The organism is Oceanidesulfovibrio marinus (assembly GCF_013085545.1).
GTDB classification, from domain to species: Bacteria; Desulfobacterota; Desulfovibrionia; order Desulfovibrionales; family Desulfovibrionaceae; genus Oceanidesulfovibrio; species Oceanidesulfovibrio marinus.
Genome location: NZ_CP039543.1, coordinates 1534263 through 1548300, shown reverse-complemented (window position 1 = coordinate 1548300; position 14038 = coordinate 1534263). Strand labels below are relative to the sequence as shown.

Sequence of the window (14038 nt, the reverse complement as noted above, 5' to 3'; positions counted from 1 at the left end):
TTGCGGCGATGTGGGGCGTTTCTTTTACTGGGGATAGCAAGAACAATGCTTCATGAGCGCGTCTTTCTCATCGGCCTGCGAGCGTCCGGCAAATCAAGCCTAGGTAAACTGCTGGCAGAGCACATGAGCGCGGCGTTCGTGGATGCCGACGTGGTGGCCGTGGACTGTCTTAGTTGTCCGATATCGGATTTGGTGGAGCGCGAAGGATGGCCCGCATTTCGTGAGTTGGAGACCACAATTCTGGACGAGATCGCCACGCGTCCCGGCCCCCTCGTCATCGCCACCGGCGGCGGCGTGGTGCTGGACCCGGCAAACCGCGAAAGGATGCGCGAGGCCGGTATCGTGGTCTACATAGAAGCCTCGGCAGAGGTGCTGGCGGACAGGCTTTGCTCAGACCTGCAGCCCGGGCAGCGGCCGTCGCTCACAGGCTGTTCGCCGGTGGAAGAGGTGGCCCAGGTGCTGGCGGAACGCGAATCACTGTACAAAGACACGGCGCATATCGTTGTGAACGGAGAAATGCCGCTGGATCAGCTGGCGGCCGACCTTGCCGCCAGACTGGAGGCGGACCCGCAACAAGAAGGAGTGGATTCATGAGCGGCGATAGCTTTGGCCGTCTCTTTCGTCTCACAACATTCGGCGAATCCCATGGCCGCGGCCTGGGCGGTGTGGTGGAAGGCTGTCCGGCCGGCGTGCCCCTTTCCGAAGAGGCCATCCAAGAAAAACTCGACAAGCGCAAGCCCGGCCAGCCCGGCGGCGCCTCCACAACGCGCAAGGAACCGGACCGCGTGCAGCTTTACTCCGGTGTGTTGGAAGGCGCGACCACAGGCACGGCCATCGGCTTCCTCATTGAGAACCAGGACCAGCGCTCCCGCGATTACTCCAAGGTCAAGGACGTCTACCGGCCCGGCCATGCGGACATCACCTACGACGCCAAGTACGGCGTGCGCGACTACCGCGGCGGCGGCCGCTCCTCGGCGCGGGAGACCGTGAGCCGCGTAGTTGGCGGCGCCGTGGCCCAGGCGTTTCTGGCCGGGTTGGGTGTCTCCTTTCGGGTCTTTCCGGTGGAGCTGGGCGGCGTGGCCGCGCCGGCTTTCAGCGAGGCGGACCTGGCCAGCGCGCAGGAACGGCCGTTCTTTGCGCCGCATCCGGACGCCGTGGAAGCGTGGAAGGAGCGCGTGGCCGAGGTGAAAAAGGACGGCGACTCCATCGGCGGCGTCGTGCAGGTGGAGATCCACGGCATGCCTACCGGCCTGGGCGAGCCTGTTTTCGACAAGCTGGACGCCCGTCTTGCCTACGCCTTGATGGGCGTGGGCGCGGTGAAGGGCGTGGAGATTGGCTCCGGGTTTGCGGCGGCGCGGTCCCTGGGCAGCGTCAACAACGATCCCCTTGTCCCCATAGGCATGGAGCAGTCGAGCAACAACGCTGGCGGCATCCTGGGCGGTATCTCGGATGGACGGCCCGTGGTGGCACGGGTGGCGGTCAAGCCCATTCCGTCCATCTTCAAGGAGCAGCGCACAGTGAATAGCAGCGGTGAAGCCACGACCATCTCCATGGGCGGCCGGCACGACGTTTCGGCCATACCGCGCATTGTGCCCGTGCTGGAGGCCATGGCCTCCCTGGTGACGGCGGATTTCGTGCTCCTGCAGCGGCGCATGGGCGGCCGGCCATAACGACGAGAAAGAAAGACCTTGATGTCCATCGCGTACGTGGGAATACTGTTTGACAAACTTTGAGACGCACATGCGCTTCTCCACTCGCCAATTTTCTCACGTTACTCTATACGACGATCATCATGATGGCCGCGTCTGCTGAGGAACTCCAAGGAACCAACGGTCCATTCCACATCCTGGTGGCCGACGACGATGTGGTGAACCGCTCGCTGCTCCAGCGCATCCTGGAGAAGCGCGGTCACACAGTCCTGCTTGCAGAGGACGGGGATATGGCGTTGGGAATGGCGGAACGCGAACAACCTGACCTGCTGGTGGTCGATCTCTCCATGCCCATCATGGGTGGTATCGAGATGCTGCGGGCCATCCGCCGCGGCGTGCGGGACATCGATGCGGATATTCCGGCCATCGTGCTCACAGGGCACGACAAGGCGGACGTGTACGCTGAGTGCGTGGAGTGCGGCGTCACCGCCATCATCACCAAGCCAGTGGTCGCCCAGCTCTTGCACGATGAGGTTGCGGCCGTCATGTCCGGGAGAGCGCGCTGATGAGCGCAGACAGATATATGGGGCAGCAGCAGGGCGAACCGCTGTTGCTGGATGGTGTGGAAAAACCGAGCGTGGACCCGGATAGGGAAGAGCTTACCGGCCACATCGAGTCCATCACCTTCACCAGCGAGGACGACGGCTTTACCGTGGCCAAGGTCCGGGTGCAGGGCCAGCGCGGCTTGGTTACCGCCGTGGGGCCCATGGCCCAGCCCATGCCCGGCCAGGCAGTGACCATGGCCGGCCGCTGGGTTGTGGACAAGCGCTACGGCGAGCAGTTCCGTGTGGAGTCCTCGTCCGCCGCACTGCCCACCAGCATTACGGGCATCCGGCTCTACCTCGGCTCCGGCCAGATCAAGGGCATCGGCCCCACCTACGCCCAACGCATTGTGGACGCCTTCGGGGCCAAGACCCTGGACGTCATCGAACACGAGCCCAAGAAGCTGCTCTCCGTGGACGGCATCGGCGCCGGCCGGCTGAAGAAGATCGTGGAGGGCTGGCAGGAGCAGCGCGAGTCCCGCGACCTGATGCTTTTCCTGCAATCCCACGGTGTTGGGCCAGGCCTGTCTGTGCGCATCTTTCGCGCCTACGGCCGCGCCGCCCTCGACCTGGTGCGGGAGAATCCGTACCGCCTGGCCGAGGAGATCAGCGGCATCGGCTTTCTCACGGCGGACGCCATTGCCGAAAAGCTGGGCTTTCCGAAAGACTCGCCCCTGCGCCTGGAGGCCGGCCTGCACTACGTCATGTCGGAGTCCGTCAACCAGGGCCACGTCTACATGCCGTCGCACGAGCTGCTGAAGCGCGCATCCGAGATATTGCAGGCCGAGTTCGAGGCGCTGGAGGAGCCCCTGCGCTCCCTGTGCCAGCAGGACCGGCTCACGGCCGAGTACTTCCGCGGCGAGGAGGAGCCCGCCATCTACCTGCCGCGGCTGCACACCGCGGAGAAGATCGTGGCCCACCGGCTGCTGGCGCTGTGCGCCGCGCCCAAGTCGCTGCGGGCCGTGGATGCGGAAAAGGCCATCGCCTGGGTGCAGGAGAAGCAGCGCATCACCCTGGCCCCCAAGCAGGCCGACGCCATCCGCATGGCCGCGCGGGAGAAGGTGCTCGTGGTCACGGGCGGACCCGGCACAGGCAAGACCACCATCATCCGCGCCATCCTGCGCATATTCTCGGCCATGGGCGCCAAGGCGCTGCTGGCCGCGCCCACGGGCCGGGCGGCCAAGCGCATGGCAGAGACCTGCCGCCACGAGGCCAAGACCATCCACCGCCTGCTGGAGTACGGTCCGCAGAACAACGGCTTCCACCGCAACGAGGCCAACCCCTTGTCCTGCCAGCTCATCATTGTGGACGAGGCCTCCATGGTGGACATCTCGCTGATGCACCACCTGCTCATGGCCATTCCCCTGGGCGCCACCGTGGTCCTGGTGGGCGACGGCAACCAGCTGCCCTCGGTGGGGCCGGGCAACGTGCTCTCGGACATCATCGAGTCGAACGCCGTGCCCGTGGTGGAGCTGGACGAGATCTTCCGCCAGGCTCAGCGCAGCGAGATCGTCATGAGCGCCCACGCCATCAACGAGGGGCGGCTGCCCAATATGGAGCCTCCGGCTGACGGTTCCTTGTCCGACTTCTACTTCGTGCGGCAGGAGGACCCGGAGATGGCCGCCGACATGGTGGTGGAGCTGGTGCGCGAGCGCATTCCCCAGCGCTTCAACCTCGACCCCGTGGAGGACGTGCAGGTGCTCTCGCCCATGCACAAGGGCGCCTGCGGCGCGGCGCGGCTCAACGAACGCCTGCAGGACGCGCTTAATCGGGAGACCGCCACGCTCAAACGCGGCAAGCGGATCTTCCGGCTCGGGGACAAGGTCATGCAGGTTCGCAATAACTATGAAAAAGACGTCTTCAACGGCGATATTGGCCGCATCGTAAAGCTGGACCAGGAGCACACCGCCCTTACGGTGCGTTTTGACGACCGCGATGTGGAGCTGGACGACGCCGACCTGGAGGACGTGGTCACGGCGTACGCCGTGTCCGTGCACAAGTCCCAAGGCTCGGAGTACCCGGCCGTTGTTGTGCCCGTGCTGCTGGAACATTACGTTCTGCTGCAACGCAACCTGCTGTATACTGCCGTCACGCGCGGTCGCCGTCTCGTCGTGGTCGTGGGCTCCAAGAAGGCCCTGGCCATAGCCGTGCGCAATAATGCCATCCGCCGCCGGCATACCCGCCTTGCCCAGCGCCTGGCCAAGGGAGCCGACAATGGCTGATCGCACATCCAAGAAATCAATGACGCCTTACGAGATGCTGTCCGGCTTCTCGGAACGCGTCGCACAGGTGGACGGAGAGCAGAGGCAGGGCAGGGACCAGGCCTCGCATGAGGCGTCGCTGCGGTTGGTGCTGTCCAACGCGCCCTTCGGCGTCATGCTGCTCGCACCGGATCTGAGCATCCTCTATATGAACGTGGTGGCCGCCGCGCTGCTGGACGAGGGCAACGGAGTCCCCGAGGATTGGGCCGGGGTAGGCAGGGCCATGGCCGCCGAGACCGGGGAGACGCTGGCGGATCTCGTGCGCTTCGAGGATGGTCAGCAGACCGAGCGCTCCACCGGTGTCATGGAGTTGCACACGCAGGACGGCGTGCGCAGCGTCGATTTCCGCTCCTGCCGTCTGCAGGACGGTCGCATCGTCGTGGGCTTCGCCGATATCACGGAACGACGCAATGTGGTGAAGGATCTGCAGCGCTCCCACAAAAAGCTGGAGCGCATGGTGCACGAGCGCACGCGCGATCTGGTGGCCGCCAACAACGCCAAGCGGGATTTCCTGGCGAACATGAGCCACGAGCTGCGCACGCCGCTCAACGGCATCCTGGGCATGTCGGAGATCCTTCGCGACACGGCGCTGGACGAGGAGCAGCGCATCTGCCTGAGCGCCATCCGCCAGGCCGGCCATGAGATGCTGCGCATCGTCAGCAACCTTCTGGACGTATCCAAGGCCGAAGCCGGACGGCTGGTGCTGCGGCCGCGCAACTTCGCACTGCGCAGCAGCCTGGAGCAGGTCATCACCTTGTTCCGCCGCCGTGCGCTGACCAAGGGCCTTTCCTTCTCCTCGATCATCGAAGCGGACATTCCTGAAGAAATCAATGCCGATCCGGACCGGCTCAAGCAGCTCGTCTTCAACCTGCTGGACAACGCCGTGAAGTTCACCCAGTCGGGCGGCGTTTCGCTCAGCATTCGTCTGGGCACTTCGTCCGCAAGCGGCAGGATTCCCCTGCGCATCGAGGTTTCGGATACCGGGCCGGGCATCGAGGCAGAAGCGCAGGAGCACATCTTCGAAAGCTTTTTCCTGGGCGAGGAGCTGATGACCAAGAAGCACGCCGGTGCGGGTCTGGGCCTGCCCATCGCCAGGCATATCGCCATGTCCATGGGCGGCGGCGTGCGACTGGAATCCAATAAACGTCGGGGCAGCCTGTTCGTGGCCGAGCTGATGGCGGCGCCTGCGAACGGACTTTGGACCGATCGCAGCGCGATGCGGCGCGTTGAGCCCCCCACTTTGGGCCCGCTCAAGATTCTGCTGGTGGAAGATGAGGAGGTGAGCCGGATGTATGCGCGCCTCATGTTGGACAAGATGGGCCACATCGTGGTCATGGCGGAGAATGGCGTTGCGGCGTTGCAGCGTCTTGGCGCAGAGGATTTCGACCTGGTGATTACCGACATCCAGATGCCGAAGATGGACGGCGTCACTGCCGTGGAGCACATCCGCGGCGTTCGGGAAGGGTACGAGGTTCGCGATCCCGCGATCCCGGTGGTGGCGCTCACCGTCTTTGCGCACAACGACGCCCGCGAGCGCATCCTGGCCGCCGATGTGGACGAGTATGTGACCAAGCCTGTAGAGTCGAAGCGTCTTACGGAGGCGATGCGCAACGCCCTGGCCAGACGCGGGCGCAAGGCGTGACGAACGATCCGGCCGCCGCGTCTCCCAAACCTCTCACCCCTTTTGCAGAGTGAGATCATGACATCCGAAAAAAGCTCTTCCAGAACCTTTGCCACGCGTTTTCTCGTCTGCATGGCTGCGATGCTCCTGATTCTGGCCGCCGGTTGCGCGCCGAAGGGGCCGCTCCCGGGCCAGCGCATCGCCGGTGCGCCTGTTGCCGATCTGCTGGAGCTCTCCCAGGACCCGCGCGACTACGTATCCAACGACGCCTCCACGTCCCTGGGATCGGAACGCCAGCACGAGCTTTATGAAAAGTACCTGACGCGATTCTTCGGCCCCTGGCGCATGACCAAATCCGCCCACACCGCGCGGGAGGCGCTCTGGGGGCTGGAACGCTACGGCAGTCAGCCCGGCTACGGCGAGAACACCCTGCGCCGCGGCCCGGAGTTCATGGACGAGCTGCGCCGGGAGAGCCGGCCCGAGGCATTCCCCAGCGAGGCCCGGCGGGCCATTACCCTGCGCAACACCAGCATGCGGGTGCTGCCCACCAATCGCCCGTACTTCGAGGACTTCGACAAAGCCGGCGAGGGCTTCCCCTTCGATTACTTCCAGAACACGGCGGTCTGGGTCGGCACGCCCGTGTTCATCTCGCACGTTTCGGCCTCCAAGGCGTGGCTCTATGCGGAAACGGCCTTTGCCTCGGGCTGGGTTCCGGCCGAGGACGTGGCCTTTGTGAGCGACTCCTTTGTGGACGAGTACCAGACCGGCGACTATGCGGCCCTGGTGGAGGACGACGTGCCCGTGACCGATCCGGGCGGACGCTATGTGTTCACGGCGCATGTGGGGGCGGTGTTCCCGCGTTTCGGCCATGAGGACGCCGCGTCTGCTGGCGGGTATGACGTGATGGTGCCCGTGGCCGACACCGAGGGCAATGCCGTCATCAAAATGGCCCGGCTGAAGCCCACGGACGCCGTGGTCATGCCGCTGACCTTTACCAGCCGCAACATGGCCGAGGTCGCCAGGGTCATGGTGGGCCGGGAGTATGGCTGGGGCGGGCTGTATGAAGACCGCGACTGCTCCTCGCTGCTCAAGGATCTGTTCACCCCCTTCGGCGTGTGGCTGCCGCGCAACTCCAGGCAGCAGTCCAAGGTGGGCGTGGCGACCGAGCTCAAAGACCTGGACCGCGAGGCCAAGAAAGAGCGCATCATCGCAGAGGGCTTGCCGTTTCGCTCGCTGCTGCACATGCCCGGCCACATCATGCTCTATCTGGGCGAGCGCGAGGGCGAGCCCATCGTGCTGCACGCCGTGTGGGGCCTGCGCACCAAGAGCGAGGAGGGTGCCGAAGGCCGCAAGATCATCGGCCGCGCCGCCATCACTACCACGAGCCCGGGCATGGAGCTGGAGCTTGTACAACGCTCCGGCTACGATCTGCTCACGCGCATCGACATCATGAATGACCCCCTTGCCAGGCGCGCTCCCAAAACGGAGCAGGATGCGACGGCAGGAAAGGACGGGCAATGAAAGCCGCAGCCATCGTAGGGTACAAGAACTCGGGCAAGACCACGCTTACAGTGGAGCTGGCCAGGACGCTGCAGGCGCGGGGGCTCTCCGTGGCCGCCGTGAAGTTCGCCCATCATGGGCTGGACGTGGCCGGCCGGGACACGGACCGCCTGGGCAAGTACTGCACGGCCGTTGCCGGCTTGTCGGACGAGACCTCCATGCTCATCTGGCCGGGCCGCCGGCGGTTGGAAGACTTGCTGCCGCTGATGCGCGCTGACTTCCTGCTGGTGGAAGGGGGCAAGAGCCTGGACGTGCTGCCACGGGTGCTGGTGCTGCGCGAGCCGGCCGAGGCGGAAACACTGAAGCCGGAGCTGGCCCTTGGCGCGTATGGCGCTGTCACGGCTTCCGGGCTGGGGCAGCTTGCCGATGTGGACGCGGTGGCCGATGCGGTTCTCGACAAGGGTTTTTTACTGCCCGGGCTGAACTGCGAGGCCTGCGGCAGGGAGAGCTGCCACGACATGGCGGCCGAGATCGTGGCGGGCGACGCCGAACCCGGCGACTGCCGCGCCTTCCCCGAGAATCTTCGCGTAGAGTGCGACGGCAAGGTGCTGCCGCTGGGGCCGTTCGTGGCCGGCATCGTGGGCTCCACCATCCGCGGCCTGCTTTCCGAGCTCAAGGGCTACACTCCAGGCCCTGTCACTATCAAACTTGACTGATTGCTCATGCGTTCATTCTTCCAGGTCCTCTCTGTTGCGGAAGTTGTTCTGAAGCTCACTTCCTTCCCGCCGCTGCCCGTTGAAACCGTGCCCCTCAGCGATGCGCTGGGCCGGGTTCTCGCCGCCGGCGTAACGGCCGACGAGGATTTGCCCCTGGCCGCGCGTTCCTCCATGGACGGCTATGCCGTGCGCGCCGAGGACCTCTTCGGTGCGGGCGAGCTTTCCCCGGCGTATATCGAGTGCGTGGCCCAGGTGTCCGTGGACAAGCCCACCGAGCGCGCCATCGGACCCGGTGAGTGCGCCTCCATCGTTACCGGCGGCATTCTGCCAGAGGGCGCGGACGCCGTGGTCATGGTGGAGCACACCTCGGCCCTGGAGGGCGACGAGTCCGGCGGCGTCGTAACCGGCACTATCGAGGTGCGCCGCGCCGTGGCTCCTGGCGAGCACGTGATGCTCCGCGGCGAGGACGCCGAGTCCGGCAGCGAGGCGCTTTCCGCAGGAATCCGGCTGCGGCCGCAGGAGATCGGCCTGCTTGCCGCGCTGGGCAAGACCGAGGTCCCGGTGGGGCGTCTGCCCCGCGCGGCCGTGCTCTCCACGGGCGACGAGGTCATCCCCATCGATCAGAAGCCGCGGCCCGGCCAGGTGCGTGACGTGAACAGCCCGGCTCTGGCCGCGATGATCGCCCGCGCCGGAGCAACGCCCATTTCTCTGGGCCTGGTGCCGGACCAGGAAGCTGCATTGGAAAAGGCCCTGCGCGAGGGGCTGGAGCAGTGCGACGCGCTCTTTCTTTCCGGCGGCAGCTCCATCGGCGTACGCGACCTGACCCTTGCTGTGGTTTCCCGGCTGCCCGGGGCGGAGATCCTGGCGCACGGCGTGGCCATGCGGCCCGGCAAGCCCCTGGTGCTGGCGCGGGTGGAGCAGGGCGGCTCGGCCAAGGCAATATTCGGCCTGCCCGGCCAGGTGACCTCGGCCCAGGTGGTCATGCACGTGCTCGGCCTGCCGTTTTTGCGCGGCCTCATGGGCGACACGGCGTCCTTCTCCTGGAGCCGTCGTGCATTCGTGCCGGCGGTGATGGGCCGCAACGTAGCCTCCAGGCAGGGCCGCGAGGACTACGTGCGCATCCGGCTGGAGCGTTCATCCAAGCAGGAGCTTCCGGTGGCGCAGCCGGTGCTCGGACCATCGGGACTGCTGCGCACCCTGGTGGAGGCCGACGGCCTAGTGCGCATCCCGGCCGGGGACGAGGGGCTGTACGAGGGCCGCAAGGTCGCGGTCTGCCCCCTGTGGCATCCGGGGGAGGAGCCGGAGGGCCTTTCGTGAGAATTCTCTTCCTGGGCGACGTTGTCGGTCGCCCCGGCCGCCGCGCTGTTGCAGCGCTCCTGCCGGCGCTGATTCGGGAGCACGACCCGGCCCTGGTGGTGGCCAACGGCGAGAACGCCGCAGGCGGCCTGGGCATGGACTTCAAGACCGCGCGCCAACTCTTCGATGCCGGCGTCCAGGTGCTTACCTCGGGCAACCACGTCTGGAAGATCAAGGATTTCTACCCCACCCTGGACACGGAGCCGCGCATCCTGCGGCCGGCCAACTACCCGCCCGGCGCGCCCGGCCGCGGCATGGGCGTGTACGCCGCCGGCGGCGTTGAGGTGGCGGTCATCAACCTCATGGGCCGCACCTTCATGGACGACATCGACTGCCCGTTCCGCACTGTAGATGCGCTGCTGGACAGGCTGGATGCACGGGATACGCCTGTGCCTGTGAGGCTGGTGGATATCCATGCCGAGGCCACATCGGAGAAGATAGCCCTTGCCTACCACCTTGCCGGTCGGGTAAGCGCAGTGCTCGGGACGCACACCCACGTCCAGACAAACGATGCGCGCATCCTGCCCGGCGGAACGGCCGCGCTGACCGACGCCGGCATGTGCGGCGTGCGCGACTCGGCCCTGGGCATGGACCCGCGGGCCATCATCGAGCGGTTCATTACCGGGCTGCCCAAGCGATTCACCGTAGCAAGCGGCGAGGAGCTGGTTTCCGGCGTCTGGGTGGACGTGGACCCAGAGACTGGCAGGGCCCTGGACGTGGGCCTTGTCTCGTGATGCAGCATATTCCAAGGATTCATTTCATATTGACGACCAGAGAGGAGTATTTCCCGTGAGCCAAGACATGGCCCAGATCGAACGTGGCGCTGTCGAGATCATCAATACCGAGGAGTTGCAGAAAAAACTCGCCAAGGGCAGACCTCTGCGCATCAAGGCCGGGTTCGACCCCACCGCGCCGGACCTGCACCTCGGCCACACGGTGCTTATCCAGAAGCTGAAGCACTTTCAGGACCTCGGCCACCAGGTCATCTTCCTGATCGGCGACTTCACCGGGATGATCGGCGACCCCAGCGGCAAGTCCGAGACCCGGCCGCCGCTCACGCGCGAGCAGGTCATGGAGAACGCGGAGACGTACAAGCGCCAGATCTTCAAGATCCTCGACGAGGAGCGCACCGAGATCGCCTTCAACTCCACCTGGATGGACGCCTTCACATCCGCGGACTTCGTGTCCCTGTGCTCACGCTACACCGTGGCGCGCATGCTGGAGCGTGACGACTTCCACAACCGTTATGCCGAGAACCGTTCCATCGCCATCCACGAGTTCCTCTACCCCCTGGTGCAGGGGTACGACTCCGTGGCCCTGAAGGCCGACGTGGAGCTGGGCGGCACGGACCAGAAGTTCAATCTGCTTATGGGTCGCCACCTGCAGCAGCAGTACGGCCAGGAGCCGCAGATCATCCTCACGGTGCCTATCCTCGAAGGGCTGGACGGCGTGAAGAAGATGTCCAAATCGCTGAACAACTACGTGGGCATCGAGGAAGATCCCACCAATATGTACGGCAAGATCATGTCCATCTCGGACGAGCTGATGTGGCGCTACTACGAGCTCCTTTCGGACAGGAGCCTGAGCGAGATCGAGACGCTGAAGAAGGACGTGGACTGCTGCACGCTGCACCCTAAGAAGGCCAAGGAGCTGCTGGCCTGGGAGATCACCGCGCGGTTCCACTCCGAGAGTGCGGCCAAGCACGCCGAGGAGAACTTCCGCCAGGTATTTGCCAAGGGCGAGAACCCCGACGACATGCCCGCGTACACCGTGGAGACCGGCGAGAACAGCCGGCCCATCGCCTTCCTGGCCGACTCCGGCCTCACGGAATCCCGCGGCGAGGCCAAGCGCCTGATCAAGCAGGGCGCGCTCTCCATTGACGGCGAGAAGTACAGCGACGGCGAGTACGTGCTGCAGCCCGGCGAGTACACAGTGAAGCTGGGCAAGCGGCGCTTTCTGCGGCTTACCGTGCAGTAGCGAAAAATACTGTGACGGAGGCTTCGCGGCTTCCGGATGTCAGGCGGACGCTCCGCTGGCCGGCCATGTGTCGGTTCGCGCGGGGCGTCCGCCTTTTTTCATGGCAGGGCGTGTGCGCTTCCCCGGTATGATTACACATGGGCTGTTTCGCCAATGCGCGTTTTTTCTCCTCGAAATGCTCTGCTGGCTGACGCGCTGTTTTCACAATCCTTCGCGCATGTGACAATTCGGCTCTGCCCGGCCATTTCCCTGACAGCGGCCGCGCGGCTGTGGTACCTTATAGGCTGCGCGTCTTGTTGCGCGCCACCCCGCGAACCGAACGAACCATGAATCGAACGACAAGGAGCAAGCGCTGTGGATCCGCACGATATGGAAGAACGCGAGGAAATGATGGAGTCCCGTGAGCAGGCAGGCGAGGAACAGCCCGAGGAGGAGCAATCAGGGGACGCGCCGGTCTGGCAGGACGAGCTGGACCTCGATTCGGAAAACCCGGTTCTGTCGCTGCTCTCCACAGCCCGCACCTATGCCCTGAGCCGCACCAACGGCGGCTTGCTGCCCAAGCACATGGGCAAGCAGGCGAGCGATGTGGTGGATCAGGCCTTCAGCCTGGGCTACGTGGCCTTCGTCAGCCTGGAGACGGGCGAGGGCAAGGTCAAGGGCCTCGTGCTCACCGACAAGGGCTACGACGCCCTTGCCCGGGAGTGCGGCTAGGCGCGTCCGGTAGTACTCGTCAGATACCGCGCCGGCCGGGTCATTCAGGCCGGATCAGATGTCCTTGGACGCCGACTCGTCAAAGGGGATGTGAAGCTGCTCTTTCTCGATGGCGTCCGGGTTCTCGGATGCATACCGCACCATGTTCAGCAGGTGGGGGTAGCTGTCCGGGTCGATGGCCGTGAAGTCCAGCGCCGCCAGATGCTCGTCCGTGCGTGCCACAGTAGCCTCCGCCCTGACCACCACGTCATCGGCCAGGGGAATGCGCACCTTGCAGACATCGCCGGCGCTCAGGATCGTTTCATCCGGCTGGCGGAACTTCATGCCGGTCAGGCTGAGGTTGTGCATCCAGACCTCGAACTCCTGACCCCGGCAGGTAACCAGGGCGCGGAAGTGTGCTTCAACACGGCTGCGGCGGCGATGGGGCATGGCTGGTTCCTCTACTCGTCGAGGGGCAAGGGCGGCGGCGTGGAGCCGTAGGGGTAGGGCATCATCTCCAGGATGGAGGCGATGCGCATGCGGTCCGGAGCAGGGCGCGTGACGATGAGCACTTCCTGGCCGAACTCGTAGAGCACCTGGAGGTCGTCACCCGCGGGAGTGATGATGTTGCCCTTGGCGTCCATCATGACCACGCCGCGCAGGACCGTCTCGCCGTTGGCAATGGCGTTGTAGATGGCCACGCGCAGGGCCGAGCCGGTGAGGGCCGGCTGGCGGTTCTCCACGTTCACGCCGGTGTAGATGGTGCCGGACGCGCCGAGCACGGCCGCGCCCTGCGGGTCCTGGGAATAGGGCGCATAGGCGTTGACCAGCGAGGATGAGGCCGACTGGACCATCCGGTCGATCTGCTCCTGCGTCAGGTCGCGCACGAACCACTTGCGGAACAAGTCCACATAGCCGCCGTTCTCCATGAGCTCCCACAACCCCTGGTCGAGCCGTTTCTTCAGCTCGGGTGTTTCCTTGGAAATAGCGTAGTAGATCCGCGTAACCTCCAGCGGCGTGCCCACGGGCGTCACGTTGGCCAGGCCGAGCTTCTGCACGTAGTAGGCCGCGGTCTTGTCCGCGCCGCCAAAGGCGTCCACCTGGCCGTTGGCCAGGGCGCGCAGGGCCTCGTGCTCACTCTTGTAACCCTTGATGTTCAGGCCACCGAAGTCCTGGAGGATACGCTCGTAGAGCGACCCTTCCTGCACGGACACGGCCTTGCCACGCAGCTGGATCACGTTGCCCACGCGGTTCTCGTTGCGGGTGTAGAGCCGCACCTTGAGCGGGGCCGTGGGGAGCTGGCTGAAGTCGAACAGGAGCTCGCGCTGGGGCGTTCTGGCCATGCCGGATGTTATCTGGATGGAGCCGCCGGAGAGGTCGAGCTGGACTCGCTGCCAGTCCATGGGAACCATCTTGAGCTGGACGTTGCGGCCCTCCAGGGCGGCGTTCAGCAGCTCTACCTCGAAGCCGGCCGGTTTTCCGTCTATCTCGTAGGAAAAAGGCGGGAACTCGCGGTCGAAGCCGTATACGGCCTGGATTGGGGGCAGACTCCCGGGTTGCGCCGCGGCTGCAACCGGGAACAACGCCATGCTTATGAACAGGAGCAGGAGAACGCGGGGGGGAAAGGCGCGGAGCATGGGTGGATTCCTTGTGTCGGTTATTCGCT

The 14038-nt window shown here is 65.2% G+C and carries 13 protein-coding genes; 11 read left to right on the top strand and 2 right to left on the bottom strand.

Features of this window, described 5'->3' with window-relative positions; translation table 11 throughout:
- Positions 1-45 precede the first annotated feature (45 nt).
- From aroL to E8L03_RS06930, 11 genes are all read left to right on the top strand, one after another.
- The gene (gene aroL / locus E8L03_RS06980) at positions 46-594 is read left to right on the top strand and encodes a shikimate kinase AroL (RefSeq protein ID WP_171266930.1); all 549 of its coding nucleotides are present in this window, start codon (positions 46-48) and stop codon (positions 592-594) included.
- A complete protein-coding gene (gene aroC, locus E8L03_RS06975) occupies positions 591-1670 on the top strand; it encodes a chorismate synthase (RefSeq protein ID WP_171266929.1) in 1080 nt (359 codons plus the stop codon). The genes aroL and aroC overlap by 4 nt, the downstream gene beginning before the upstream one ends.
- Positions 1671-1795: 125 nt before the next feature.
- On the top strand, positions 1796-2215 hold the full coding sequence (locus E8L03_RS06970; RefSeq protein WP_167512534.1) for a response regulator: 420 nt from the start codon (positions 1796-1798) through the stop codon (positions 2213-2215).
- On the top strand, positions 2215-4473 hold the full coding sequence (recD2, locus tag E8L03_RS06965) for an SF1B family DNA helicase RecD2 (RefSeq protein ID WP_235896683.1): 2259 nt from the start codon (positions 2215-2217) through the stop codon (positions 4471-4473). Before E8L03_RS06970 ends, recD2 begins: the two co-directional genes overlap by 1 nt.
- Entirely contained in the window at positions 4466-6154 is a 1689-nt protein-coding gene (locus E8L03_RS06960; RefSeq protein WP_144306109.1) for a response regulator, read from the top strand. Before recD2 ends, E8L03_RS06960 begins: the two co-directional genes overlap by 8 nt.
- 57 nt (positions 6155-6211) lie before the next feature.
- Entirely contained in the window at positions 6212-7654 is a 1443-nt protein-coding gene (locus E8L03_RS06955; RefSeq protein ID WP_171266928.1) for an SH3 domain-containing protein, read from the top strand.
- On the top strand, positions 7651-8349 hold the full coding sequence (locus E8L03_RS06950; protein ID WP_144306111.1) for a molybdopterin-guanine dinucleotide biosynthesis protein MobB: 699 nt from the start codon (positions 7651-7653) through the stop codon (positions 8347-8349). The genes E8L03_RS06955 and E8L03_RS06950 overlap by 4 nt, the downstream gene beginning before the upstream one ends.
- 6 nt (positions 8350-8355) lie before the next feature.
- Positions 8356-9666, top strand: coding sequence for a molybdopterin molybdotransferase MoeA (locus tag E8L03_RS06945; protein WP_171266927.1), 1311 nt, complete (start codon positions 8356-8358; stop codon positions 9664-9666).
- Positions 9663-10439, top strand: coding sequence for a TIGR00282 family metallophosphoesterase (locus tag E8L03_RS06940; protein ID WP_144306113.1), 777 nt, complete (start codon positions 9663-9665; stop codon positions 10437-10439). Before E8L03_RS06945 ends, E8L03_RS06940 begins: the two co-directional genes overlap by 4 nt.
- Before the next feature lie 67 nt (positions 10440-10506).
- A complete protein-coding gene (gene tyrS, locus E8L03_RS06935) occupies positions 10507-11682 on the top strand; it encodes a tyrosine--tRNA ligase (RefSeq protein ID WP_144306233.1) in 1176 nt (391 codons plus the stop codon).
- A 354-nt stretch (positions 11683-12036) separates the two neighbouring features.
- Positions 12037-12393 (top strand): hypothetical protein, encoded by a 357-nt coding sequence (locus E8L03_RS06930; protein ID WP_171266926.1) that lies wholly within the window; start codon positions 12037-12039, stop codon positions 12391-12393.
- A gap of 54 nt (positions 12394-12447) precedes the next feature.
- Here the strand turns inward: E8L03_RS06930 and E8L03_RS06925 are convergent, their stop codons facing one another.
- Together E8L03_RS06925 and E8L03_RS06920 are read right to left on the bottom strand one after the other, a co-directional pair.
- Complete coding sequence (locus E8L03_RS06925) at positions 12448-12822, bottom strand: PilZ domain-containing protein (protein WP_144306115.1); 375 nt, start codon at positions 12820-12822, stop codon at positions 12448-12450.
- 11 nt (positions 12823-12833) lie between these two features.
- Complete coding sequence (locus tag E8L03_RS06920; protein ID WP_144306116.1) at positions 12834-14009, bottom strand: cytidine deaminase; 1176 nt, start codon at positions 14007-14009, stop codon at positions 12834-12836.
- Positions 14010-14038 lie beyond the last annotated feature (29 nt).

Bases quoted from the DNA above. Each gene is read 5' to 3' on its own strand.
- E8L03_RS06955 (WP_171266928.1), top strand. From the start codon at position 6,212: ATGACATCCGAAAAAAGCTCTTCCAGAACCTTTGCCACGCGTTTTCTC.
- E8L03_RS06960 (WP_144306109.1), top strand. From the start codon at position 4,466: ATGGCTGATCGCACATCCAAGAAATCAATGACGCCTTACGAGATGCTG.
- recD2 (WP_235896683.1), top strand. From the start codon at position 2,215: ATGAGCGCAGACAGATATATGGGGCAGCAGCAGGGCGAACCGCTGTTG.
- E8L03_RS06925 (WP_144306115.1), bottom strand. From the start codon at position 12,822: ATGCCCCATCGCCGCCGCAGCCGTGTTGAAGCACACTTCCGCGCCCTG.
- aroC (WP_171266929.1), top strand. From the start codon at position 591: ATGAGCGGCGATAGCTTTGGCCGTCTCTTTCGTCTCACAACATTCGGC.
- E8L03_RS06950 (WP_144306111.1), top strand. From the start codon at position 7,651: ATGAAAGCCGCAGCCATCGTAGGGTACAAGAACTCGGGCAAGACCACG.
- tyrS (WP_144306233.1), top strand. From the start codon at position 10,507: ATGGCCCAGATCGAACGTGGCGCTGTCGAGATCATCAATACCGAGGAG.
- aroL (WP_171266930.1), top strand. From the start codon at position 46: ATGCTTCATGAGCGCGTCTTTCTCATCGGCCTGCGAGCGTCCGGCAAA.
- E8L03_RS06945 (WP_171266927.1), top strand. From the start codon at position 8,356: ATGCGTTCATTCTTCCAGGTCCTCTCTGTTGCGGAAGTTGTTCTGAAG.
- E8L03_RS06970 (WP_167512534.1), top strand. From the start codon at position 1,796: ATGGCCGCGTCTGCTGAGGAACTCCAAGGAACCAACGGTCCATTCCAC.
- E8L03_RS06920 (WP_144306116.1), bottom strand. From the start codon at position 14,009: ATGCTCCGCGCCTTTCCCCCCCGCGTTCTCCTGCTCCTGTTCATAAGC.